Annotated in this window: 21 protein-coding genes; 9 read left to right on the top strand and 12 right to left on the bottom strand. The window is 44.5% G+C overall.

Annotated features, from left to right (window positions below; all coding sequences use genetic code 11):
- Nucleotides 1-134: 134 nt before the first annotated feature.
- Nucleotides 135-1400: a transcription termination factor Rho gene (rho, locus tag ACRN9H_RS08095; RefSeq protein WP_220774295.1), complete on the bottom strand. Its 1266-nt coding sequence runs from the start codon at nt 1398-1400 to the stop codon at nt 135-137.
- A 207-nt stretch (nt 1401-1607) separates the two neighbouring features.
- Complete coding sequence (gene trxA / locus ACRN9H_RS08100) at nt 1608-1934, bottom strand: thioredoxin TrxA (RefSeq protein WP_432313227.1); 327 nt, start codon at nt 1932-1934, stop codon at nt 1608-1610.
- A 154-nt stretch (nt 1935-2088) separates the two neighbouring features.
- On the opposite strand from trxA, the gene rhlB reads away from it, so the two are divergent.
- Together rhlB and ACRN9H_RS08110 are read left to right on the top strand one after the other, a co-directional pair.
- Nucleotides 2089-3405, top strand: coding sequence for an ATP-dependent RNA helicase RhlB (gene rhlB / locus ACRN9H_RS08105; RefSeq protein WP_432313228.1), 1317 nt, complete (start codon nt 2089-2091; stop codon nt 3403-3405).
- Nucleotides 3406-4332, top strand: a complete 927-nt coding sequence (locus ACRN9H_RS08110) for an exopolyphosphatase (RefSeq protein ID WP_432313229.1) — start codon at nt 3406-3408, stop codon at nt 4330-4332.
- Between the two features lie 59 nt (nt 4333-4391).
- Here ACRN9H_RS08110 and ACRN9H_RS08115 read toward each other — a convergent pair whose 3' ends face one another.
- From ACRN9H_RS08115 to pilB, 8 genes are all read right to left on the bottom strand, one after another.
- A complete protein-coding gene (locus tag ACRN9H_RS08115) occupies nt 4392-4928 on the bottom strand; it encodes a thioredoxin family protein (protein WP_432313230.1) in 537 nt (178 codons plus the stop codon).
- A 212-nt stretch (nt 4929-5140) separates the two neighbouring features.
- Nucleotides 5141-5533: an 8-oxo-dGTP diphosphatase MutT gene (gene mutT, locus ACRN9H_RS08120; protein WP_432313231.1), complete on the bottom strand. Its 393-nt coding sequence runs from the start codon at nt 5531-5533 to the stop codon at nt 5141-5143.
- Between the two features lie 80 nt (nt 5534-5613).
- A complete protein-coding gene (yacG, locus tag ACRN9H_RS08125) occupies nt 5614-5823 on the bottom strand; it encodes a DNA gyrase inhibitor YacG (protein ID WP_220774291.1) in 210 nt (69 codons plus the stop codon).
- Nucleotides 5824-5914: 91 nt separating this feature from the next.
- Entirely contained in the window at nt 5915-6649 is a 735-nt protein-coding gene (gene zapD, locus ACRN9H_RS08130; protein WP_263188679.1) for a cell division protein ZapD, read from the bottom strand.
- Complete coding sequence (gene coaE, locus ACRN9H_RS08135; protein ID WP_432313232.1) at nt 6642-7259, bottom strand: dephospho-CoA kinase; 618 nt, start codon at nt 7257-7259, stop codon at nt 6642-6644. The genes zapD and coaE overlap by 8 nt, the downstream gene beginning before the upstream one ends.
- 161 nt (nt 7260-7420) lie before the next feature.
- Entirely contained in the window at nt 7421-8347 is a 927-nt protein-coding gene (locus ACRN9H_RS08140; RefSeq protein ID WP_432313233.1) for a prepilin peptidase, read from the bottom strand.
- A 36-nt stretch (nt 8348-8383) separates the two neighbouring features.
- Complete coding sequence (locus ACRN9H_RS08145; RefSeq protein ID WP_432313234.1) at nt 8384-9655, bottom strand: type II secretion system F family protein; 1272 nt, start codon at nt 9653-9655, stop codon at nt 8384-8386.
- Between the two features lie 176 nt (nt 9656-9831).
- A complete protein-coding gene (pilB, locus tag ACRN9H_RS08150) occupies nt 9832-11544 on the bottom strand; it encodes a type IV-A pilus assembly ATPase PilB (RefSeq protein WP_432313235.1) in 1713 nt (570 codons plus the stop codon).
- 383 nt (nt 11545-11927) lie between these two features.
- On the opposite strand from pilB, the gene ACRN9H_RS08155 reads away from it, so the two are divergent.
- Nucleotides 11928-13304, top strand: coding sequence for an O-antigen ligase family protein (locus ACRN9H_RS08155; RefSeq protein ID WP_432313236.1), 1377 nt, complete (start codon nt 11928-11930; stop codon nt 13302-13304).
- A 142-nt stretch (nt 13305-13446) separates the two neighbouring features.
- Here the strand turns inward: ACRN9H_RS08155 and ACRN9H_RS08160 are convergent, their stop codons facing one another.
- Nucleotides 13447-13794, bottom strand: coding sequence for a prepilin-type N-terminal cleavage/methylation domain-containing protein (locus ACRN9H_RS08160; RefSeq protein ID WP_432313237.1), 348 nt, complete (start codon nt 13792-13794; stop codon nt 13447-13449).
- 523 nt (nt 13795-14317) lie between these two features.
- The gene (gene nadC / locus ACRN9H_RS08165) at nt 14318-15199 is read right to left on the bottom strand and encodes a carboxylating nicotinate-nucleotide diphosphorylase (RefSeq protein ID WP_432313238.1); all 882 of its coding nucleotides are present in this window, start codon (nt 15197-15199) and stop codon (nt 14318-14320) included.
- Between the two features lie 249 nt (nt 15200-15448).
- On the opposite strand from nadC, the gene ampD reads away from it, so the two are divergent.
- The 6 genes from ampD (at nt 15449) to lpdA (ending at nt 24336) form a co-directional block, all read left to right on the top strand.
- A complete protein-coding gene (gene ampD / locus ACRN9H_RS08170; protein ID WP_263188672.1) occupies nt 15449-16012 on the top strand; it encodes a 1,6-anhydro-N-acetylmuramyl-L-alanine amidase AmpD in 564 nt (187 codons plus the stop codon).
- Nucleotides 16013-16090: 78 nt separating this feature from the next.
- Complete coding sequence (gene ampE, locus ACRN9H_RS08175) at nt 16091-16942, top strand: beta-lactamase regulator AmpE (RefSeq protein WP_432313239.1); 852 nt, start codon at nt 16091-16093, stop codon at nt 16940-16942.
- A 310-nt stretch (nt 16943-17252) separates the two neighbouring features.
- Nucleotides 17253-18005, top strand: coding sequence for a pyruvate dehydrogenase complex transcriptional repressor PdhR (gene pdhR, locus ACRN9H_RS08180; protein WP_220772222.1), 753 nt, complete (start codon nt 17253-17255; stop codon nt 18003-18005).
- Nucleotides 18006-18087: 82 nt separating this feature from the next.
- Entirely contained in the window at nt 18088-20754 is a 2667-nt protein-coding gene (aceE, locus tag ACRN9H_RS08185; RefSeq protein ID WP_432313240.1) for a pyruvate dehydrogenase (acetyl-transferring), homodimeric type, read from the top strand.
- Between the two features lie 12 nt (nt 20755-20766).
- Nucleotides 20767-22761 (top strand): dihydrolipoyllysine-residue acetyltransferase, encoded by a 1995-nt coding sequence (gene aceF / locus ACRN9H_RS08190; protein ID WP_432313241.1) that lies wholly within the window; start codon nt 20767-20769, stop codon nt 22759-22761.
- A gap of 147 nt (nt 22762-22908) precedes the next feature.
- Nucleotides 22909-24336 (top strand): dihydrolipoyl dehydrogenase, encoded by a 1428-nt coding sequence (gene lpdA / locus ACRN9H_RS08195; protein WP_432313242.1) that lies wholly within the window; start codon nt 22909-22911, stop codon nt 24334-24336.
- The last annotated feature ends 139 nt before the right edge of the window (nt 24337-24475 follow it).

Raw genomic sequence — 24475 nt, forward strand, 5'->3', positions numbered from 1 at the left:
TGTTGATGTGATATACCGTGACAGCGGATGATGCTTTGGCAATATGGTCAAGTTTTGAGTAAAACTTGAGTAAAAAAGCGTAGATAACAAAAAAGCCGCAGAATGCGGCTTTTGATGGATGTTGCGACCTAAGCTTAAGACTTAGAGCGTTTCATCGCAGTGAAGAATTCTTCGTTAGTTTTGGTCATCGCCAATTTATCGATTAAGAATTCCATTGCGCTGACTTCATCCATAGGATGCAAAATCTTACGCAGGATCCACATTTTTTGCAGCTCTTCTTGAGTCGTCAGTTTTTCTTCACGACGCGTGCCGCTCCGATTGAAGTCAATGGCCGGGAACACACGCTTTTCTGCCGCTTTACGTGACAAATGTAGCTCTTGGTTACCTGTACCTTTAAATTCTTCGTAGATCACTTCGTCCATCTTAGAACCGGTATCGACCAACGCCGTGGCGATAATAGTCAAGCTGCCGCCGTGTTCGATGTTACGTGCTGCACCAAAGAAGCGTTTTGGACGGTGCAGGGCGTTAGCATCGACACCACCGGTTAACACTTTACCCGATGAAGGGATGACAGTGTTATAGGCACGGGCTAAACGGGTGATAGAGTCGAGTAAGATAACGACGTCTTTCTTGTGCTCAACTAAGCGTTTAGCTTTTTCAATCACCATTTCAGCAACTTGTACGTGGCGGCTGGCTGGCTCATCGAAGGTTGATGCAATAACTTCGCCTTTAACAAGGCGCTGCATTTCTGTTACTTCTTCTGGGCGTTCATCAATCAGCAATACCATCAACACCACTTCTGGGTTGTTGTAGCTGATGCTTTGAGCAATGCCTTGAAGTAATAGGGTTTTACCGGCTTTTGGCGGTGCAACAATCAAACCACGTTGACCTTTACCAATCGGTGAGCATAAATCCAGAATACGTGCCGTAATATCTTCTGTTGAGCCGTTACCGCGCTCCATACGCATACGTTCTTCTGCGTGGAGTGGCGTTAAGTTTTCAAAGAGGATTTTATTACGAGAGTTTTCAGGTTTATCGAAGTTAACTTCGTTGACTTTCAATAGGGCAAAATAACGCTCGCCTTCTTTAGGTGGGCGTATTTTACCAAAAATGGTATCACCCGTTCGCATGTTGAAGCGACGAATTTGGCTTGGCGAGACATAAATATCGTCTGGGCCGGCTAAATAAGAACCGTCTGAGCTGCGTAAGAAGCCGAAACCGTCTTGGAGTATTTCTAATACCCCACCGCCGAAAATGTCTTCTCCACTTTTTGCGTGGGCTTTAAGGATTGAGAAAATGATGTCCTGCTTGCGAGCGCGGGCCATATTTTCGAGCTTCATATTTTCAGCTAGTAAGACTAGGTCAGAAATCGGCGTGTCTTTTAATTCAGTTAAGTTCATTTTGGGGATCTTGTGTTACGCGACAAAGCTTACCGCTCAATCAGTAAGGATGTAATTCAGGATAGTGATTGACGAGCGAGAAGAGGTTATTAGAAAGAATCTGATTATTAAAGTAGCACTAACAAAGCGGGGCGTCCAGAAATTTAGGGAAATTCCGACACAATTAATTTATTGCTTGTGTCGGAGGTCATTCATTACGCGATTAAATTAGATTTGCGCGTCAATAAATTCTTTCAATTGTGTTTTTGATAGCGCGCCAACTTTAGTCGCCGCTAATTCTCCGTTCTTGAACAACAGTAGCGTTGGGATGCCGCGAACGCCATATTTCGCTGGAGAAACACTGTTTTGGTCAACGTTCAATTTAGCGATAGTCAGGCGACCAGCATATTCTTCAGACACATCGTCTAAAATAGGAGCGATCATTTTACAAGGACCACACCACTCGGCCCAGAAGTCTACCAATACTGGTAAATCAGACTTTAATACGTCGCTTTCGAAGCTGTCGTCACTCAGGTATATAATTTTATCGCTCATGATGTTCTCCAGTTTGGCTGCCATTGCTGGTTTGTTAATGGCTTACCATGTATATTGGGGTTGAAAAATAGCTTTTCAAGTTACCTTTTTTTACAATGTGGCTATTTCAAACGATCGAGTATCTTATTGCAACCTCAACAGGTAAGCTTGCGCTATGAGCGAAACACATCTATCTACCCAAAGGTTTGCCGACCTACCTCTACATCCTGAGGTTAAACAGGCTCTTGCCGAGAACGGCTTCGAATTTTGTACGCCGATTCAGGCGTTATCTCTGCCTATATTACTTCAATCAAAAGATATCGCTGGTCAAGCACAAACGGGCACAGGCAAAACAATGGCCTTTTTGGTCGCCACGTTTAACCACCTGCTATCAATACCCATTCCTGAAGGTCGACTGATAAATCAGCCTCGCGCCATCATAATGGCCCCGACTCGCGAATTAGCCATTCAAATTGCTAAAGACGCTATTTTACTCGCTAAACACACACACTTAAAGGTGGGTATTGTTTACGGCGGCGAAAGTTACGACGTGCAGCGTAAAGTGTTGGACCAAGGTGTTGATGTCTTGATTGGTACTACAGGCCGCATTATTGATTACGTTCGCCAAGGTATTATTGGCTTAAATTCAATTCAGGCTGTGGTATTAGATGAAGCCGATCGCATGTTCGATCTTGGTTTTATTAAAGATATCCGTTTCTTGTTTAGACGTATGCCTGAGGCTAATCAACGTCTTAATATGTTATTTTCAGCAACCTTGTCGATGAAAGTACAAGAGCTGGCTTATGATCATATGAACGAGCCGGTTAAAGTTGAAATCGAGCCTGAAGAAAAAACGTCTAAAAATATTAAAGAAGAAATTTTTTATCCTTCGCAAGAACACAAAATGCGTTTACTACTGACCTTAATTGAAGAAGATTGGCCAGAAAAAGCCATTGTTTTCTCCAACACTAAGCACAGCTGTGAAACGCTTTGGTCATGGCTTGAAGGTGACGGCCATCGTGTCGGTTTATTAACGGGTGATGTGCCGCAAAAGAAACGTATCCGGATTCTTGAGCAATTTACCAGTGGTCAGTTAGATATATTAGTGGCGACTGATGTTGCTGCGCGTGGTTTACATATTTCTGACGTTTCACACGTGTATAACTATGATTTACCTGATGATTGCGAAGACTATGTACACCGTATCGGTCGTACGGGTCGTGCGGGTAATAAAGGCATGTCGATAAGTTTTGCCTGCGAAGAGTATGCGTTGAATTTACCTGCTATCGAAAGCTATATTAATCATTCGATTCCGGTTAGCGATTACGACAGTGACGCTTTGCTGGCCGATATACCGACTCCTGCGAAAATCCACCGTAAACATCCTAGCGGCACCCGTAATTTGCGTGATCGTTCAGGGGCAAGCCGTTCAGGTGCGCCACGGAGTGGGACTCGTCCTCCTCGTCATGACAGGACTCGTAGACATTCGTAAATGCCAACACCCGCTTATGCAGCCATAACATTAGGCTCAAATAGTTTTAATATGCTGATCGCCAAAACCCGTGGTGATCAGCCGCATATTATTGCGAAATATAAACGAAAGGTGAGGCTTGCCGAGGGCATTGGTGATGATGGCGTATTAAGCCATGACGTGATGCAACGCGGCCTCGACTGTTTGAGTATGTTTGCCCAAATGTTAGTGCAACATAAGATAGATGCCAATCATGTCGCGGTGATTGCCACCGCTACTCTGCGCAATATTAACAATGCTGATGAGTTTAATCGGCGTGCATTACCCCTTCTTGGTTATCCGATCGAAATTATTTCCGGTATGCGTGAAGCTGAGCTTATCTATCAGGGTATGGTGGCCACGACTCGCGGTCATGGCCGACGCTTAGTGATAGATATTGGCGGCGCAAGTACCGAGTTTATTATTGGCGATGGGCATCAAGTGTTGTTCAAAACCAGTTTACCCTTTGGCAGCGTGACCTATAACCGTAAGTTTTTCAGTAGTATGCCGTTGCAACAGCTTGATTTTGATGATGCAAAGCAGCAGATTCTCACTATATTGGCTGAGCATAGGCAGAGCTTACGCGATCTCGGTTGGCATTGTGTTGTGGGTGCCTCTGGCGCGGTGCAATCTGTGGTCGAAGTGCTACTGCATCGGGGTTTGTCTGAAACGATAACCCTTGATGTGTTACAGCAACTGAAGGCTGAGATTCTTATCCAAGAGGATATTCGCTTAACGGGTATTTTAGGGCTTTGCAGTGAACGTGCACCAACTTTTACCGCGGGCGTGGCTATCTTATTGGCTTTGTTTGAGCTATTGGGTATTGAGCAGCTAGCTTTATCTGGCGGGGCATTGCGTGAAGGGGTGTTAGTGATGTTAGCTCAGCGGATTATTGACGAGGCGAACTAATTTGCTTCTGATGGATAAAAAAGGCCGCTATGCGGCCTTTAATGTTTTTACTGAGTTGATTACTTTACAATTTCAGCTAAATCTTTTTCTAAGGAAACGGTTGGGCGCTCTACGATACGGCCAATTTCTTTCCCTTGCTGCAGCACGATAAAGGTCGGAATACGAGTAAATTCGTATTTAGCTGCTAAACCTTGCGGATCTTTTTTGCTGCGATCGACACCAATATAGGTCACTTTAATATTGGGATTGGCGACTTCTTCCATGATGCGGATAAAGCGCGGTGTTTCACGGTGACAATCTGGGCACCAAGTACCAATGATCACAATAATTTCAGTTGGTTCGGTAACGGTTTTTAGCGGGGCAATGGCTGCAGTATCGACTTGATAGCTTTTATAGCCGTCGGCAAACTCATTAAGATCTGTGACTAGATGTTGTGCTTCTACTATGCCAGTTAATATCACTTCTTGTTTCTCCTCACTGCAGGTCGCAATTAAACCCTGTTGTTGTTCTTCAAATCCACAGCCACCGTTGGCAAGTACCTGACAACTAAAAAACAAGGCGGTAGTGGCTATAAATGCCTTAATGTTATTGTGCATGATGCGCCCTTAAAATCGAAGAGAAAGAATGAGACTCGATTCAAACATTATTCTTTGTTTGATAAAAGCGGATTATTGATTTGCTGCAAGCAAGATCACGCATTACTTATATAAACTCACCAACTGGCTTATTCACGTAGCTCCATAGAGGGCGCAGTGGCTATTTGGTCGCGCACTTGAGTGACTTCATGCAGTGCTGATTATTCTAAAGATTAAAGCGCGAGAATCTTTTCCAGAATCGGCTTGTTAGCGTCAGGGAAATCGTAATGAATTAAATCGGCTTTAGTGACCCAAGCAATGAGTTGACCTTCTAGCCCTTGGGCTATGCCGTTAAACTCGGTAACTGAATGGATATCTAATAGCACTTGTTTATCGGGATAATCAAAGCTCAGCGCCATAAATGGCTGACTATCGGTAACATTCAGAGCCACTTCTTCTTTTAATTCACGGATAAGCGCCTGCGTAACGGTTTCTCCCGCTTCAACTTTTCCGCCCGGAAACTCCCATTTGCCACCTTGATGTAAATGGTCTGGCCGTTTAGCTAACAGTATTTCACCAGCCGAATTGGTAATAACACCTACGGCCACATGGATGCGTTTAGTCATAATGTTTGTCTATTGATTAGGGTTGGAAAAAGTCATCACAGTGAGGATTTAAGCTGAGTATCGCTGCATCATGCTACAAATTATTCTTTGAAAAAGTCACCTTCATCGAGATCAAACTCATCAAATGCTTCGGGATCAAATTCTGTTTTGACAGGGATAACATGTTTTTCTGATGCCCAATCGCCGAGATCAATCAGCTTACAGCGTTCGCTACAAAAGGGTTTAAAAGCCGATTGTGGTACCCATTCAACAGCAGTTTTACAAATGGGGCAGTTAACAGTTAATGGCATAATGGCTCTCTTGGTTTACGGCGATTCTTTGGGTTACAGCGATAATGCGTCTACCCCAACGAATATTTTTCAGGCCATTAGTGTAAAGGCTTCATGCGCAGGTAGCCAGTAAGAAATCAATCGAACGATCAGAGTGGCGTTGATGTTCAAACTGTACAAAATGGATAGCGAAACGGTTTTTATGGCCGCTAATAGTAGGGTAGCAACCGTGAGCAGCATCGACTTTAACCCGCACTAACGCGAGCGCTTGGGCGCTGTCGCCTTGATAAAAGCCTGCATGGGCAATGGCATTATCATAATGGGCGGTGCTACGAGTTAATTGCAGTAATAGTGCTATGGGTGTGAGTAAAGGCTCAAAATGCGCTATCCAAGCGCGATAATCCTGCTGTTTTTCTTCCCAAGGTTTAGATAGCCAAAAATGTAATTGCGGTAGGTCGAAGTTACAGCAAGCGCCTGGCATGCCAAAACGTTGTCGTAGTGCGGATATAAAGCGGTCTTGTTTTAATTGGCTGCCGAAGCGTTCGGGTTTTTGTAGAGGTTCGCGAGCTTGGGTGAGGGCGTTGATGTAAATATTAATTTGCTGGTGGTCGACACTGTCTAACTCTTGCCATTTGTGCAGTTGCAACAAGTGCCGCTCAATATCTTTTAATATCTCATTACGGTAATCACAACGTTCAGACAATTCACACAGGGAAAACAGCGGATAAAAACAGCGATGTTGGTGGTCTTGGCTTAGGTTACTTTGCAGCTGCTTATCGAGATATTCGAGCCGTAAGTAGCTACGCATTTTTTCGTTTAAGGGCTGTTCGTAAACTAATTCAGTCATAGGCGTTATCATTACCCGATAATTGTAAATAATGCTGATGCAAGGCGAGCACCTGTCGTTTTAAGCTGGATATCTCTCCTTGGTTATCAATAATATCATCGGCTTTAGCGAGCTTGTCGTTGCGGCTGCACTGGCTTTTGATGATGTTATTAACTTGCGATACATCAACATTGTCCCGTTTTACGGTACGCTTGACTTGTAACTCAGGCGAAATATCCACCACTAAAGTCCGATTGACTAACCTATCTAACCCATTCTCAAATAGCAAGGGTACCACCATAATTACGTAGGCTGAGGTGGCTTTTTCGACTTGAGCGAGCATTTCTGCACGGATCATAGGGTGGAGTAATTGGTTTAACCATTCACGTTCGTCTGGATGATTAAATATTTGTTGTCGCAGTTTGGCGCGGTCGAGCTCGCCCTCTGGGGTTAATATATCTGCGCCAAAATGGTCCTCAATCGCTTTAAGTCCTATAGAACCTTGAGCCACAACGTCACGGGCAACGATATCGGCATCGACTAAGGTAATCCCTTCTGCGGCAAATAAATTGGCGACAGTCGTTTTACCGCTACCAATCCCACCCGTTAAACCAACAATAAATTTGGACATAACTTTCTCTTAAAAGCCAAGAAGGACGCATCTCTACTAGGAGCTAGAGCGCTTCGCTGCTAAGGCGGACTTCGTCCTGCGAGAATGTATAAGGGCGAAGCCCGTTCTGCATTTTCTAGCCGCTGCGTTTTTTGCAGCACCCTAGAAGGACGAAGTCCGCTCTATAGAGTTCCTAAATACCAATCCACAATCTGTTGGCCAAAGAGCAGTGCTATCCAACCCGCTGCCGCAATATAAGGGCCAAATGGGATAGGGTTTCCTTGCTTGAGGCGTTTACTGACAATCATAGTCACGCCAACAACAGCGCCGACAAGGGACGAGAGTAAAATCACTAGCGGCAGCATTTGCCAACCTAACCAAGCTCCGAATACGGCCAACAACTTAAAGTCGCCGTAGCCCATACCTTCTTTACCCGTGATTATTTTAAATAACCAGAAAATAGACCATAAACTTAAATAACCTACCGCTGCGCCAATAATGGCATCGGTTGGGCTGGCAAAGGTATGATTTAAATTAATAATCAAACCTAGCCAAAGTAAGGGCAAGGTCATTTGGTCGGGCAGTAGCATTTCATCTAGGTCAACTCCCGTGAGCGCTACCAGTACAAAGGTGAGTATGCTAGCAAACACAAATTGCCAGCTTGGGCCAAAATGCCAAGCGAGTGTTGCTACCAATAACCCTGTGATTAACTCAATAATGGGGTAGCGTGCAGAGATTGGCGCTTGGCAAGCTGCGCACTTACCCTTGAGCATTAACCAGCCTAAAATGGGTAAGTTATGCCAAGGTTTAATAGCCGTTTTACACTTAGGGCAGGCAGAGCCTGGCAGCAGCAGATTATATTTCTCGGGGAAACTATCGATAGGTTTATTAAGTTTATCAATGCCGATTTGCGTAACGATATCGGCGTGATACTCCTGCAAATACTGGTTACATTCCTGCTGCCATTCGCGCTTCATCATCACCGGAAAGCGATGAATCACAACGTTTAAAAAACTGCCAATGGTGGCAGCAAAAATAAAGCTTAAAGTAATAAATAGCCAAGGGCTCTGATTTAGAGATTGGCTAAAAAGAGAGATAAATTCATTCATTAATGGTTCTTATATATGGATTAAAATAAGGAGTAGTTAGCCGCCTACGATATTTCCCATTTGGAAGATAGGCAGGTACATGGCCACAATTAAGCCGCCGACAACCGTCCCAATAACGACCATCATCACCGGCTCTATCAAGCTGGACAAACCATCCACGGCATCATCAACTTGCATCTCATAAATGTTGGCAACTTTATTGAGCATATTATCTAAGGAGCCTGATTCTTCACCGATCATCACCATTTGCACCATCATGTCGGGGAACAGTCCTGTGGTTTGCATAGCAACGTTCATCTGCATACCCGCCATTACTTCTTGACGAATTTTTAATATTGATTTGCGATAAACCGCATTACCCGATGCGCCCGCGGCAGATTCCATACCATCAATTAAAGGCACGCCTGCGGCAAAGGTAGTGGCTAAGGTGCGGGCAAAGCGCGCCATGGCCGCCTTATGTAAAATATTACCAATAACGGGAATTTTGAGCACTATTTCATCGACTCTATCGCGCACCATTTGTGAGTTTCTATGGGCTCTTACGAACAGCCATATCGCCAGCACCACTGCCGCCAATATAATATACCAAGCGGCCTGCATCCATCGTGAAAGCCCCACAACGAGCTGAGTAAAGGCTGGCAGCTCTGCGCCAAAGCCTTTAAAAATATCTTCAAATTGTGGCACTACAAAAAGCAGTAATAACGAGGTCACTAACATAGCCACTATGACCACCGCAGCGGGGTAAAACATGGCTTTTTTAATTTTAGATTTAAGCTGTTCAGTTTTTTCTTTGTAGGTCGCAACGCGATCAAATACGGTATCGAGCGAGCCTGAGTGTTCACCTGCGGCAACTAAGTCGACATATAAGTCATCAAAGTAACGCCTATGGGGGCGCAGGGCATCGGATAAGGGAATACCCGATTGGATTTCAGTGAGGATGGTACCTAATAACTCACGCATTTTGGCTTTTTCGTGGCCACGGCCAAGCAGTTCAATGGTTGTCACCAAAGGTACGCCCGCTGCGAGCATAGTCGCGACTTGGCGGGTCATCATGGCGATATCCATCGGGGATATTTTAGCTTCACCGAGCTTAAATAAGGGGGAAGATTGCTTACGCACGCTTTTGGGGTTAACCCCTTGAGATTTAAGCTGGCTGCGGATTTCTGCGGCTGCGGCGCCTCTGAGCTCACCGGATATTTTTTTACCGTCGCGATTAATGCCTTTCCATTCGAAGGTATAGATTTTTGGCTGGCTTTTTTTATCTGATTTTTTAGCGCGAGATTTTCTGCCCGTGGTTGCCGTTACCATAAATTTTCCCTATAAAATAAGTGGTTTAATAACCATTAACGGCAAACCACATTGATAACAGTAATGATGCCTGTGGGTTAAGGCCGACTATGTATCGATTATGGCTAATATTAGCTGAAACATAGGCGTTACTAAAATCTAGCGTTAACTTAATACTATTGTCACGCAAGCATGGTCTAGCCAAAACTGGTAACGCGGTTGACCTCAGCAATACTGGTGACACCGTGGATCACTTTTAATAATCCCGATTGGCGTAAATCCCGCATGCCTTGCGCTTTAGCTTGGGAGGCAATTTGTAAGGAGTTACCGCCCTCCATAATAGTACGGGCTATTTCATCGGACATTTTCATGACTTCGTAAATACCGACTCGGCCTTTATAGCCGCCAGAGCAATGCTCACAGCCCACAGGTTTAAAGGTGGTAAATCCTTGGTCGATGAGGGCTTGGCTAAAGCCTAAACGTTGCAATTCATGCTCTGGGACAACTTCAGCTTGCTTGCATTCGGAGCAGAGACGGCGGGCAAGGCGCTGGGCAATAATCAAATTCACTGAACTGGCAATGTTATATCCGGGTACGCCCATGTTGATTAAGCGGGTTAAGGTTTCAGCCGCCGAGTTAGTGTGCAAGGTAGATAATACTAAGTGGCCTGTTTGCGCGGCTTTAATGGCAATTTCGGCGGTTTCTAGGTCGCGAATTTCACCGACCATTACTACATCAGGGTCTTGGCGTAAAAATGATCGCAGCGCCGAGGCAAAAGTCAGCCCGGCTTTTAAATTAATGTGAACTTGGTTAACGCCTTCAAGGTTAATTTCAACCGGATCTTCGGCGGTCGAAATATTGCGCTCTTCGGTATTGAGAATATTTAACCCAGTATAGAGCGATACCGTTTTACCGGAACCGGTTGGGCCTGTGACTAAAATCATCCCTTGGGGTTTTGCCAGCATTTCAAGGTAGAGCTTTTCTTGGTCTGGCTCGTAACCGAGTTTTTCGATGCCTAATTGTGCGGAAGAGGAGTCTAAAATCCGCATTACAATTTTTTCGCCCCACAGGGTTGGCAAAGTGCTGACCCGAAAGTCGATAGACTTAGTGCGTGACAGTTTCATTTTAATACGGCCATCTTGCGGCACGCGGCGCTCGGCAATATCGAGTTTTGACATCACCTTTAAACGGGCAGATAAACGTCCCGCTAAGCTAATGGGCGGCTCTGATACTTCATGCAATATGCCGTCAATACGAAAACGAATGCGGTAACGCTTTTCATAGGGTTCAAAGTGCAAATCCGACGCGCCTTTGCGAATGGCATCGGTCAAAATTTTATTAATATAAATCACAATCGGCGCGTCATCACTGGCTTCACCAGCGGACTCATCGCTACGATTGCTAGTATCGGTAATTTCTATAGCAGCAAGTGCTGCTTCATCCATACCGCCTAAATCAAGGCCGCTGATATCTTCTTCGAGGATTTTCTCTAACGCTTTCGCCAGCTTATCTTCTTCTACCAGAATCGCTTCGGCGTGCAGGCCAGCACTAAATTGAAAGTCCTCAAGGGCTGCGATATTGGTGGGGTCAGAGGTGCCAATATAAAGGCGATTACCGCGTTTAAATAACGGCAGGCAGCGATGTTTTTCGATTAGTTTTTTATTGAGGAACTCTTCGGGGATGGAGCCTAAATCAAATTCATTCAAATCCAGCAGCGGCGTGCCATATTCCTCATAACACAGCTCAGCAATCGCACGGGCGGATATGAGTTTACTTTGAACTAAGGTACTTACCAGCGCATGCTTGTTCTGGCGGGATTTAGTGATGGCACTGGCCATCTGCTCTTCACTTAGCAGGCCCTTACGGGTAAACAGGGTCGATAAACCCAAATGTAGGCCTGTAGATGGCATAGAGACTCCAGTTGTACAAAAGTGTTAAAATAATAACGTCTTTCTAGCATTTTGTCATGCTTAGTCTATTGAAAAAGCTATTATTTAGAGCATGATAACAAATGTACACTATAGTTCGTCAAAACTTTGAAATAATAGGGGAATTGATTATTCTATTAACAAGGTTTTGTTCATATGTTATACGCATGACTTCCTTTTTTTGGCGCTGCATCTCTACCTGATTAAAACCGTACTCAATAGGTTAAATTAGGAGTTTTTATGAAATATATTTTTCTTGTAATTAATCTATTTTAAATATCAAAAACGAATCTAATGCATAAATGGATTGGTATGATAGCCAACAATTGTGCGCGTTAGATAAGATGTCAAAATGGAGTATTTATATGCCGTTGAGAGCCTACTCTTGGATGGTAGTCATAGCATTCTTATGTGTTTTTTTGCTTGGAACAGTGTTTGCAGTTAACTTCTCTCACTTTATAGGTGTTGATAATGAATACGATATAAAGCGTATTCTGGTGATTGGCTTTATTTGGTTTTCTGCGTTGGGATTATGCTTTGTTAAGGGGGTTGAGCTGGTAAGGCTTTCAGCACTAAGCTTACTATCTTTAAGTCTTTTTTTTGTGTTAGCTATCGCATCTGCATTTGCCAGTAAACACCCTTTTTGGGGGTTGGTTGAAATTGCTAATAACGGATTACTTATTACGGCATTTTATTTATTTACGATAAGCATAAAAGCTATTCAGCGCGATAGTTTAAACTTTGCAGTTTATGTCGGTATTTTACTGTTTTCTATGCTAACGCTTGTTAAATACATTTTATTTTTATGTTTTTCTTATGCAGATGCCCAAAGTTTTGACATTCATGGCTTGCTATCTGGGTATGTGAATGTGCGTTTTTTTAATCAGCTACAAGTAATGGTAGTACCATTATTATTGTTACCATTTTTCAATCGGCATTTAGCTAAGTTCAAACGCATATCTATGGTGATGATTGCATTGCATTGGGTTGTGTTATTACAGACGGAAGCTCGGGGGGCAATGCTTTCTCTTATTCTGGCATTAACTATACTTTTATATTTTGTTAATGCAGAAGCACGTAAGAAACTCGTTTTACTTACACTAAAAACAATATTGTCTGGCATTGTTTTGTGGCTGGTTTTTATCGTTATTATCCCTTATTGGTTAATTAATGGAGTTAGTTTTCAAATAAGAACAAGTAGCTCAGGGCGATTAGATTTATGGTTGTATGTTCTTCAATCTATCTCAGATAGTCCATGGCTTGGGTTTGGCCCCATGAGTTTTACTTGGGCTGAAGGTAAGCCGTTACCTAACGCCCACCCACACAACTCAGTTATGCAGTTACTTTATGAATACGGAATTATCAGCTGCATTGTTATGATAGGATGGGTAATGAGCCGCGTTTATTATAGATTGCGATATTTATCTCAAGTTACTTGTTTATCTCAAGATACTACGACGGCAACTATCCCAGTGACCTACGCGCTGTTATCTGGCCTTATTTATTCATTATTTAGCGGTGTGATGGTTATGCCGTTTGCTCAGTTGATGTTGGTTTTTGTGATTGCGATGCAAGTACAAGATAATGTATTTCAGTTTTATAAAGCGGGTATATGGACCCAAATAATATTATTTTTAGTAGTGAGTGTTATGACGCTAGTATTAATGAATAGCTATAGAAATGAGGAGTTGCTCCCAGCCTTGTTTCCTCGGATATGGTTGACTGGATTACTCAGTTATTAATTTAAAAATTAAATTTTAAGCTAAATATATTTCATTACTTAACGAAGAAAAGATTTTTATAACTAGGAGAGTATAAAAGTAGTACTTATCCATAGTTTAAAGGTGGACCCCTGTTAGTAAGGTGTCCACCTGTACATCTAAATTAGGTAGCAGCGACACATGAAGCGGTAGCCATGGTACATGTAATATTTTTAACTGGATCTGATTTTGATACGTAAGCTCTTGTTACATCAGCAGCAGCAGCGACAGGACCACTCGCACAAGCTGATGCTTTATATACTGGTGGCGTAATATCACCAATTACTGCAGCGGCATATGCTTTTTCAAACGAAGCCGCTTCTGATAAACAGGAGTTAATTTTACCTTTATTTACATAATCTTTATAAGCTGGCAATGCGATGGCTGCCAAAATACCGATAATGGCGACAACGATCATTAATTCAATTAGGGTAAAACCCTGGGCTTTTTTACTTAAATTCATGGCTTTCATTTTTCTCTCCACTCACTAATGTGTAGTCACTATTGGTTGTGGTTCATATGCTGGCCATATGATACGCACTTGCTAGTAACCCTTTGTTGAATACGGCATTAAACACAACTATTGTGTTACACCATAAAGGCTTAACCTTGTCAAACTTTGTTACTGTTTATGTTAACAAATCCATTTGTATAACTTATTTTAATCCTTGCAACATTTAACAGTGCACCGCTGTTTTGGAATGGCCGCTGCGTCATAACGTATACGTATTGGCTGTTTAAATGACATTCCAGTGCTGACATCAGATGGAGTTGACCTAATGGTCAGTCCACACTTGTGAAAGTTAGTACAAAGTTACGTTAAATGAAACAACTTTTAACCATAAAGCGTAAATAAATTATGCTTTTGCATCGCTTTTACGTAAAGCCGCTCGATGTTTAACCATTAATTTATAACAAAATCTTAACCATGGTTGTTTTACTTGAATAAATCCGTTTATCGGAAAATTTAGGCTTTTTAACCTCATGGAGAGAATTTAGGCTTTTAACCTCATCGATAGGTCTAAGGCGCGTACATGCTTGGTGAGCGCGCCAACGGAGATGTAATCCACCCCGGTTTTGGCAAACTCGGCTAAGGTGTCTAGCGTGACATTACCAGATACTTCAAGCAAAGCGCCGTGGCCTTTAGCTTTGTATTGATTATTCATTTCAACGGCCTCGAGCATCATAGTCACGTCAAAGTTATCTAACATGATGATATCAGTGCCTGCACTGAGTGCTAAGTCGAGTTCGTTGAGTGATTCCACTTCCACCTCAACTGGCTTATTGGGGTACAAGCTACGGGCGGTGTCTACTGCTTGGCGAATGCTACCGCAGGCCATGATGTGGTTTTCTTTAATTAAAAAAGCATCATATAAACCCATTCTGTGGTTTTTACCGCCGCCGCAGGTGACGGCATATTTTTGCGCGGTGCGCAGGCCCGGAATGGTTTTGCGTGTATCTAATAAGCGCGTGTGAGTGCCTGCCAACTTATCGACATAATGTTTGGTTAAGGTGGCGACGCCAGATAGGGTTTGGATGAAGTTCATTGCGGTGCGCTCGCCGGTAAGAATAATGCGCGCAGGGCCTGAGAGTTCGCATAACAGCTGGTTGGGTAATACTAAATCGCCATCATCGACGTGCCAGTGTAATGCCACTTCGCCGCCCAATTGATTAAACACTTGCTCTGCCCAGGCTTTACCACAAAAAACACCTTCTTCACGGGTGATAAGTGTTGCTTGGGCATGTTTATCTGCAGGAATTAATAACGCTGTAATATCACCATAGGCAATGGCTTTAGTCTGGTCGTTGATTTCGGTGCCGCCTAAGTCTTCATTTAAGGCGGATTTGACTGCGTGACGAATATCGTTTTCTAACATGGGTGGGATCCTTGCATGACTGCCTATGTATATTTTGTCTTAAGATTACCACGCCCTAGGGTCTCACGGAACAGGTTGCCGACTTGTGTTTAAGTTGTGGCTATTACTGTTGTGCTGACAGAGTGTCATCCATGAATATGCTTTTTTGCTGTGTTTTCATTGTGCTCTGTGTGCTGTGTTTCTTCTTTGCGCGGGTGAATGCTGGTAGAGTAATCCTGTTTAATAGCAGGATGCAGAGGATAAGCTGATATGCGGTTTGATTCAGGTTGGTGTGATGGGGCGCTGCGCTGCGTGTCGCCGCATTTTAATCAACGCCCCTTGGGTGAAGTGAGCTTGTTGGTGATCCACAATATCAGCCTGCCCGCGGGTTGCTTTGGCTTACCTTATATTGATCAGTTATTTCAAGGCTGTTTAGATACCGATGCCGATGCCAGTTTTGCACCGCTGCAGGGGTTACAAGTCTCGGCACATTTTTTAATTCGCCGCAATGGCGAGCGCGTGCAGTATGTGAGTTGTGACGACAGGGCTTGGCATGCGGGCTTGTCGCGCTATGGAGAGCGGGATAATTGTAATGATTTTTCGATAGGTATTGAGTTAGAAGGTACCGATACAGTGCCTTATACTGACGAGCAATATCAATCGCTTATCGAGTTGACGCAGGCATTATTGCTTGAGTATCCATTATTAACGATTGACCGTATTGTGGGGCATTGTGATATTGCGCCGATACGTAAAACGGATCCGGGACAAAGTTTTGCGTGGGAGAGATATTTAGGAAAACTAAAAGAATATACTGAGGCCATGCGCTCTTAGGTTATTTTTAGCCCCTAAACCTTAGCATATTTCTCATAAACCTAAGTTATTTATGGACAAATTATAGAGGTACAGCCCATGGCATTATTTTCACTCTTGGTCGCTATTTTAGTTGAGCGGCTTAAATTTCTGCCTTCATCGTGGCAATGCGACCGATTGTTGCAATCCTACCAAGCGACTTTTTTTGGCGATAAAGCGTCACTGACAAAGGTGATGATGGCGATAGCGTTAGTGTTGCCCGCTTTGTTTATCTATGTTTTATGCTGGTTAGTGTCGGGGATGTTTTGGGGGCTGCTGAGTTTAGCCTTGTGGGTTTTAGTGGCGGTAGTGTGTTTTAACCATAAAAAACAGCGGGATATTTTTAAAAAATATATGCAGGCGGCTTGCCGCTCTGATGTGCAAGCTTGCTACCACTATGCGGCAGAACTCGATTGTAGTGAGTGTTTAGATGCGGTATCTGAGCAGGATCTTGGCATTAAAGTTGGCCAGAGCGTTGCTTGGATTAACTATCGTTATTATGGCGCCGTAGCCCTGTATCTGATTTTTTTAGGCCCAGTAGGTGCAATGCTTTATTGCACTGTGCGCTTTTATGCCGAAGAGAATGCGCGTAAATCCCTTGAACTCCCTTTAGTTAATCAGGTGATCACTTTACTGGATTGGTTACCCAGCCGCATTTTTGCCTTTGGCTATGCGTTAAGTGGCCAATTTAGTGAAGGGCTAGCCGCTTGGCGCCGCCATAGTTTGAGCTTGAATACCAGCGCCCGCACTGTGGTTGCTGAAACGGCATTAGCCGCGCAGCCTCTGCCAGAAGTCGCAACTGCACCTATATGTGTACAGTCTACCTTGGCGTTATTAGTGCTAAGTAAGCGTAACTTTACACTTATCGTCGCAATACTTGCGTTATTGACGATATTCGGTTTAGTGAACTGAAAGCGTGTTGCGTTTTAACTTGAGCGTCTTAAACATATGTCGACCTTATCGACATATGTTTAAGTCCTGCATTTATTGCTTAGCCATAATTAGCTGAAAAATGATCATTTGAGCCGATATTGTCGCGGTTCTGTCAAATGGTCTGACCCCATGGCGTTTTTTTTCGGCTATGCTCTTTCATCGTGAGTGTTAATGATTCAGATCGATTTGTAGCGACAGATTTCAATCTGGACATCAAAACGCTGATTTGATAAAGTGCGCTCACTCAAAAAAATTGGTAAGACCAATTTACAACGGAGCAGTGCGCGTGATGGCCTATAGTAAAATTAGTCAGCCAAAGATTTCTGATGTGATCATGGCTCAATTAGAGCGGATGATTCTAGAAGGCAGTTTACAGCCTGGTCAGAAGTTACCGCCAGAACGCGAGCTGTCAATTCAGTTTGAAGTGTCTCGGCCTTCTTTGCGTGAAGCGATTCAAAAGCTTGAGGCAAAAGGACTGTTAATGCGTCGCCAAGGTGGTGGCACTTATGTTAAAGAGCAACTCTGGCAGAGTCTTGCCGATCCCATTGTTGAACTGATGAATTCTGACACAGAGAGTCAATATGACTTGCTGGAGTTCCGTCATGCTACCGAAGGCATGATGGCGTATTATGCAGCGTTGCGCGGTACTGACGCTGATATGCAAAATATCAAACGTATGATCCTCGAGGTGGAAGCCGCCACCGATATCGAACAAAAAGCTGCTGCGATTGTGCGTTTTTATCGTGCGGTTGCCGAAGCCTCGCATAACGTGGCTATGTTACATCTTGTTCTCAGTTTAACCCCTGTGCTGCATCAAAATGTGGCGCAAAACCTGGAGCTTTTAAGCCGCCGCGAAGAAGCTTCTACCAAGGCTAACGAACACAGACGGGCTTTGCTCGCTGCCATCGTTCGTCGTGATCCCGAAGCCGCCAGAGAAGCCTCGAACGAACATTTAAGTTATATCGAAGAGGTGATGTTATCTGTGCGGGAAGAAGATAGCCGGTTGCAGCGAAGCTTGCGCCGCTTAAAAAGTGGCGCTTAAGTTCCTGTGATTTAGCCCTTCGCTAAATCGGAATATGCCGCAAACACCATTCATTATCATGTATATAGAGAAGGACAGTGTCATGTCTGAAGATATGCTACAAGACGTAGATCCATTAGAGACTCAGGAATGGGTTGATGCCCTGCAAGCCGTATTGGAACAAGAAGGTCCAGAGCGCGCACATTTTTTACTCGAAAAGCTGATCGATAAAGCGCGCCGTAATGGTACACACTTACCTTACACTGCGACGACGGCTTATTTAAACACCATCCCTGCTGGTCAAGAACCGCACATGCCTGGCAACCAAGAGATGGAACGTCGCATTCGCGCTATCATCCGCTGGAACGCATTAGCTATGGTACTGCGTGGTTCTAAGAAAGATTTAGAGCTAGGTGGACATATCGCGAGTTTCTCGTCTAGCGCAACAATCTATGACGTCTGTTTTAACCACTTTTTCCGTGCCCCAAATGAAAAAGACGGTGGCGATTTAGTGTATTTCCAAGGCCATATCGCCCCTGGTATTTACGCTCGTTCATTCTTAGAAGGTCGTTTAACTGAAGAACAATTGGCTAACTTCCGTCAAGAAGTCGATGGCAAAGGTTTATCTTCTTATCCGCATCCTAAACTGATGCCGAGCTATTGGCAGTTCCCAACGGTTTCTATGGGTTTAGGGCCAATCCAAGCGATTTATCAGGCGCGCTTCTTAAAGTACCTGACTGACCGCGGTATTAAAGATTGCTCAGCACAAACGGTTTACTGTTTCTTAGGTGATGGCGAGTGTGACGAACCCGAAGCCTTAGGCGCAATTGGTTTAGCTGCCCGTGAGGAATTAGACAACTTAGTCTTTATCGTTAACTGTAACTTACAGCGCCTTGATGGTCCTGTTCGCGGTAACGGTAAGATTATCCAAGAACTTGAAGGCGAATTCCGCGGCGCAGGCTGGGAAGTTGTTAAAGTTATTTGGGGCCGTTACTGGGATCCATTATTGGCCCGTGACACCAGCGGTAAATTATTACAGTTGATGGAAGAAACCGTTGACGGTGAATACCAAAACTGTAAAGCCAAAGGTGGCGCTTATACTCGCGAACACTTCTTTGGTAAGTACCCAGAAACCGCTGAAATGGTTGTTAATATGTCAGATGATGACATTTGGCGCTTAAACCGTGGTGGACATGATCCAGTTAAAGTGTATGCCGCATTAGAGCATGCACAAAAAACTAAGGGTCGCCCAACGGTTATTCTGGCTAAAACCGTTAAAGGTTATGGCTTAGGTGATGCGGGTGAAGGTAAAAACATCGCTCACAACGTCAAGAAAATGGGCGCTGAGTCGATTCGTTACTTCCGTGACCGTTTTAATATTCCGATTCCAGATGACCAGTTAGAAGACTTGCCTTTCTATCATCCAGGTCCTGACTCTGAAGAAGTAAAATACATGATGAGCCGTCGTGAAGCGCTGCATGGTAGCGTGCCACAACGTCGTGAAAAGTTTACTGAAGAGTTAGAAATCCCGTCATTGAAAATTTTCGATTCAATTTTACAGGGCTCAAGTGGCCGTGAAATTTCATCGACTATGGCATTTGTCCGTGTACTGACTGCGCTGCTAAAAGACAAGAAAATTGGTAAAAAGATTGTGCCAATTATTCCTGATGAAGCACGTACTTTCGGTATGGAAGGTTTATTCCGTCAAGTGGGTATTTATGCTCACGAAGGCCAAAAATATATACCGCAAGATTCTGACCAAGTGGCTTACTACCGCGAAGATAAAACTGGTCAAGTATTGCAAGAAGGCATTAACGAACTCGGTGCAATGTCATCGTGGGTATCGGCAGCGACCAGCTACTCGGTTAACGATATGCCGATGATCCCGTTCTACATCTACTACTCAATGTTTGGTTTCCAACGTATTGGCGACATGGCTTGGGCTGCGGGTGATATGCGTGCGCGTGGTTTCTTAGTCGGTGGGACTTCTGGCCGTACTACGCTAAACGGCGAAGGTTTGCAGCATCAAGATGGTCACAGCCACGTATTGGCGAACACTATCCCTAACTGTATTACTTACGACCCAACTTACGGCTACGAAATCGCCGTTGTGGTGCAAGATGGTATTCGTCGTATGTACGGTGAAAATCAAGAAGATATCTTCTACTACTTGACTACAATGAACGAAAACTATGAGCAACCTGCCATGCCAGAAGGCGCGGAAGAAGGCATAGTCAAAGGTATCTACAAGTTAGAAACCGTTGCGGGTTCAGGCAAAGGCAAGGTTCAATTATTGAGCTGTGGCACCATTTTGGAACAAACTCGTAAAGCGGCGCAAGCACTGGCGAAAGACTTTGGTATCACAGCCGACGTATTTAGCGTAACGAGCTTTAACGAACTGGCCCGTGATGGTCAAGCGGTTGAACGCTGGAACATGCTGCACCCAACGCAAACGCCAAAACAAGCCTATATCAGCCAAGTGATTTCAAGCGATTCGCCTGCCATTACTGCTACTGACTATATGAAGATTTACGGCGAACAATTACGTGCTTTCATGCCAACCGATTACAAAGTATTAGGTACTGACGGTTTTGGTCGCAGCGACAGCCGCGAAAACTTACGTCATCACTTCGAAGTCGATGCTAAGTTCATCGTGATTGCGGCGCTGAAATCACTGGTAGATCGTAAAGAACTGCCTGTTGATGTGTTAGCAAAAGCCATTAAAGAATATGGCATTGATGCTGACAAGATCAATCCACAGTACGCGTAAGAGGTAATAAAAATGGCTGAATTAAAAGAAGTTTTTGTTCCTGATATCGGCGGTGATGAAGTACAAGTTATCGAAATCTGTGCTGCTGTGGGCGATACCCTCGCGGCAGAAGAATCGATTATCACCGTTGAAAGCGATAAAGCGACTATGGATATTCCAGCGCCTTTTGCTGGTGTATTAACTGAGTTGAAAGTGGCTGTGGGCGATAAAGTGTCTGAAGGCACCTTGATTGCTATGATGCAAGCAGCGGGCGCGGCGCAAGCTGCCCCTGCACCGGTTGCGCAAGCTGCACCTGCTCAGGCTGTGGCACCCGTTCAAGCCGCTCCAGTAGCAACACCAACGCAAGCGACTGAAACAAAAGTGGTTGAAGTGACTGTGCCCGATATCGGTGGTGACACCGATGTGTCTGTTATTGAAGTGCTGGTGGCTGTTGGCGATAAGATTGATGTTGATAGCGGTTTAATCACCCTTGAAACCGACAAAGCGACCATGGACGTACCCTCACCTTTGGCGGGTGTTGTTAAAGACGTTAAAGTGGCCGTGGGCGATAAAGTGTCGCAGGGTTCACTAGTGATTATGCTTGAAGTGGGCGGCGCAGCTCCAGCTGCTTCACCTGCAAAAGCGGAATCAACTACAGCTTCTCAGGCAGCACCTGCAGCGGCGGTTACGCCAGCGCCAGCAGCGGCACCTACTAGTGACGTCGTTGAAGTTAAAGAAATCCATGTGCCAGATATTGGTGATGCTAGCGATGTCGATATTATCGAAGTGCTGGTATCTGTTGGTGATGAAATCACCGCGGACCAAGGTCTTATCACGCTTGAAACTGACAAAGCCACGATGGAAGTGCCAGCGCCGTTCGCCGGTAAACTGCTGTCTTTGACTGTTAAAGTGGGCGATAAAGTATCGCAAGGTAGCTTAATTGCCACCATTGAAACGGTTACTAAAGGCGCTGCGCCAGTAGTACAAGCCGCTCCAGCACAGCAAGCCGCTGCGCCAGTTGCACAAGTTGCACCGACGCCGATGAGCCGTCCACCGGTTCCACATCACCCAAGTGCGGGTACGCCTGTATCAACAGGTGCGGTACATGCATCACCTGCGGTGCGTCGTTTAGCCCGTGAGTTTGGTGTTGATTTAACCCAAGTGACGGGTTCTGGCCGTAAAGGTCGCATCATGAAAGAAGATGTGCAGGCGTATGTGAAATACGAACTGTCGCGTCCAAAAGCCAATGCGGCAACTTCTGTGGGCGCTGGCAATGGCGGCGGTCTGCAAGTGATTGCAGCACCTAAAGTGGATTTCAGTAAGTTTGGTGAAGTGGAAGAAGTTCCATTAAGCCGTATCCAGAAGATTTCTGGCCCTAACCTGCACCGCAACTGGGTCACTATTCCACACGTGACGCAGTTCGATGAAGCTGATATCACCGAAATGGAAGAGTTCCGTAAGCAGCAAAACGATGTCGCAGCGAAGAAAAAGGCCGATTACAAGATCACGCCTTTAGTGTTTATGCTCAAAGCGGTAGCTAAGACGTTGCAACAGTTCCCGGTATTCAACTCGAGCTTAAGTGCCGATGGCGAATCACTGGTAATGAAGAAGTACTTCCATATCGGTGTGGCGGTTGATACGCCAAACGGTTTGGTTGTGCCAGTTGTGCGTGATGTAGATAAAAAAGGTGTTATCGAGTTATCTCGTGAATTGGCTGACATTTCTATTCGTGCCCGTGATGGCAAGCTGAAATCTGTTGATATGCAAGGTAGCTGTTTTACTATTTCTAGTTTAGGTGGCATTGGCGGTACAGCGTTTACGCCTATCGTAAACTACCCAGACGTGGCGATTTTAGGTGTGTCTAAATCTGAAATTAAGCCTAAGTGGAATGGTAAAGAGTTCGAACCTAAATTGATGTTGCCACTGTCGCTATCATACGATCACCGCGTGATCGATGGTGCTATGGCTGCACGCTTTAGTGTGACGCTGTCAGGAATTCTGTCCGATATTCGCACATTAGTGCTGTAAACATAAAAGGCTACTCATCTTGAGTAGCCTTTTGTTTATTGTGATCGGTATCAAACACAGGTTAAAATGCGCCCACCTTACGCGTTGGCGCATATTCGGTTGGTAGGCTAACTCCTCCAACGGATTGAATGAGAATTAGAGGAAAACATGAGTAACGAAATCAAAACTCAAGTAGTGGTATTAGGTGCAGGTCCTGCAGGTTATTCTGCGGCTTTCCGTGCAGCGGACTTAGGTCTGGAAACTATTATTGTTGAACGTTTTAGCACTTTAGGCGGCGTGTGTCTTAATGTGGGTTGTATCCCATCTAAAGCCCTATTGCATGTAGCTAAAGTCATCGAAGAAGCCAAAGCCGTTGCTGCCCATGGTGTGGTTTTCGGTGAGCCAACTATCGATTTAGATAAGTTACGTGGCTTTAAAGAAAAAGTAATTAACCAATTAACCGGCGGATTGGGCGGTATGTCCAAAATGCGTAAAGTTAACGTGGTTAACGGTTTTGGTAAATTTACTGGCCCTAACACGCTAGAAGTCACCGCCGAAGATGGTACTACGCAAGTGGTTCACTTCCAGCAAGCGATTATTGCTGCGGGTTCTCGCCCAATTAAATTGCCATTCATTCCGCATGAAGATCCACGTATTTGGGATTCGACTGACGCATTAGAACTGAAAGAAGTTCCTGGCAAGTTGCTGGTGATGGGTGGCGGTATTATCGGCCTAGAAATGGGTACTGTGTACGCTTCTTTAGGTAGCAAAATTGACGTGGTTGAGATGTTCGACCAAGTGATCCCTGCGGCTGATAAAGACGTGGTTCGCGTATTTACTAAGCAAATTAAGAAGAAATTCAACCTGATCCTTGAAACTAAAGTCACAGCGGTAGAAGCCCGTGAAGACGGTATTTATGTTTCAATGGAAGGTAAGAGCGCACCAGCAGAAGCGGTTCGTTACGATGCCGTATTAGTGGCTATTGGTCGTTCACCAAATGGTAAGTCATTAGATGCTGAAAAAGCAGGTGTTAACGTTGATGAACGTGGCTTTATCAAGGTTGATAAGCAACTGCGCACTAACGTACCGCACATTTATGCTATCGGCGACATCGTGGGTCAACCTATGTTGGCACACAAAGGCGTGCATGAAGGCCATGTGGCTGCTGAAGTGATTTCTGGCTTGAAGCATTACTTCGATCCAAAAGTTATTCCATCTATTGCTTATACTGACCCAGAAGTTGCTTGGGTTGGTTTAACTGAGAAAGAAGCGAAAGAGCAAGGTATTGCTTATGAAACCGCAACTTTCCCATGGGCCGCAAGTGGCCGTGCTATCGCTTCTGATTGTAGCGAAGGTATGACTAAGCTGATTTTCGACAAAGACACTCACCGCGTTATTGGTGGTGCCATTGTGGGTGTTAATGGCGGTGAGCTGTTAGGCGAAATCGGCCTAGCGATTGAAATGGGTTGTGATGCTGAAGATTTAGCATTAACCATTCACGCGCATCCAACACTGCATGAGTCAGTGGGCTTAGCGGCTGAAATGTATGAAGGTTCAATTACTGATTTGCCAAACCCAAAGGCAAAGAAAAAGTAATTTAACAAATGATTAAAAAAGCGCTCATTTGAGCGCTTTTTTATTGCTTCGGTAAAAAATGTAGCTGTTATGTAAACAAGCGGGTGAATTGAGACTTTTGAACTGTTACAGTGAGACTCTGGTATGAAGTAAGTAGTCA

The organism is Shewanella sp. MF08487 (assembly GCF_050848685.1).
Taxonomy (GTDB): domain Bacteria; phylum Pseudomonadota; class Gammaproteobacteria; order Enterobacterales; family Shewanellaceae; genus Shewanella; species Shewanella glacialipiscicola.

Coding starts and splice junctions, on each gene's coding strand:
- rho (WP_220774295.1), bottom strand. CDS start 1,400: ATGAACTTAACTGAATTAAAAGACACGCCGATTTCTGACCTAGTCTTA.
- trxA (WP_432313227.1), bottom strand. CDS start 1,934: ATGAGCGATAAAATTATATACCTGAGTGACGACAGCTTCGAAAGCGAC.
- rhlB (WP_432313228.1), top strand. CDS start 2,089: ATGAGCGAAACACATCTATCTACCCAAAGGTTTGCCGACCTACCTCTA.
- ACRN9H_RS08110 (WP_432313229.1), top strand. CDS start 3,406: ATGCCAACACCCGCTTATGCAGCCATAACATTAGGCTCAAATAGTTTT.
- ACRN9H_RS08115 (WP_432313230.1), bottom strand. CDS start 4,928: ATGCACAATAACATTAAGGCATTTATAGCCACTACCGCCTTGTTTTTT.
- mutT (WP_432313231.1), bottom strand. CDS start 5,533: ATGACTAAACGCATCCATGTGGCCGTAGGTGTTATTACCAATTCGGCT.
- yacG (WP_220774291.1), bottom strand. CDS start 5,823: ATGCCATTAACTGTTAACTGCCCCATTTGTAAAACTGCTGTTGAATGG.
- zapD (WP_263188679.1), bottom strand. CDS start 6,649: ATGACTGAATTAGTTTACGAACAGCCCTTAAACGAAAAAATGCGTAGC.
- coaE (WP_432313232.1), bottom strand. CDS start 7,259: ATGTCCAAATTTATTGTTGGTTTAACGGGTGGGATTGGTAGCGGTAAA.
- ACRN9H_RS08140 (WP_432313233.1), bottom strand. CDS start 8,347: ATGAATGAATTTATCTCTCTTTTTAGCCAATCTCTAAATCAGAGCCCT.
- ACRN9H_RS08145 (WP_432313234.1), bottom strand. CDS start 9,655: ATGGTAACGGCAACCACGGGCAGAAAATCTCGCGCTAAAAAATCAGAT.
- pilB (WP_432313235.1), bottom strand. CDS start 11,544: ATGCCATCTACAGGCCTACATTTGGGTTTATCGACCCTGTTTACCCGT.
- ACRN9H_RS08155 (WP_432313236.1), top strand. CDS start 11,928: ATGCCGTTGAGAGCCTACTCTTGGATGGTAGTCATAGCATTCTTATGT.
- ACRN9H_RS08160 (WP_432313237.1), bottom strand. CDS start 13,794: ATGAAAGCCATGAATTTAAGTAAAAAAGCCCAGGGTTTTACCCTAATT.
- nadC (WP_432313238.1), bottom strand. CDS start 15,199: ATGTTAGAAAACGATATTCGTCACGCAGTCAAATCCGCCTTAAATGAA.
- ampD (WP_263188672.1), top strand. CDS start 15,449: ATGCGGTTTGATTCAGGTTGGTGTGATGGGGCGCTGCGCTGCGTGTCG.
- ampE (WP_432313239.1), top strand. CDS start 16,091: ATGGCATTATTTTCACTCTTGGTCGCTATTTTAGTTGAGCGGCTTAAA.
- pdhR (WP_220772222.1), top strand. CDS start 17,253: ATGGCCTATAGTAAAATTAGTCAGCCAAAGATTTCTGATGTGATCATG.
- aceE (WP_432313240.1), top strand. CDS start 18,088: ATGTCTGAAGATATGCTACAAGACGTAGATCCATTAGAGACTCAGGAA.
- aceF (WP_432313241.1), top strand. CDS start 20,767: ATGGCTGAATTAAAAGAAGTTTTTGTTCCTGATATCGGCGGTGATGAA.
- lpdA (WP_432313242.1), top strand. CDS start 22,909: ATGAGTAACGAAATCAAAACTCAAGTAGTGGTATTAGGTGCAGGTCCT.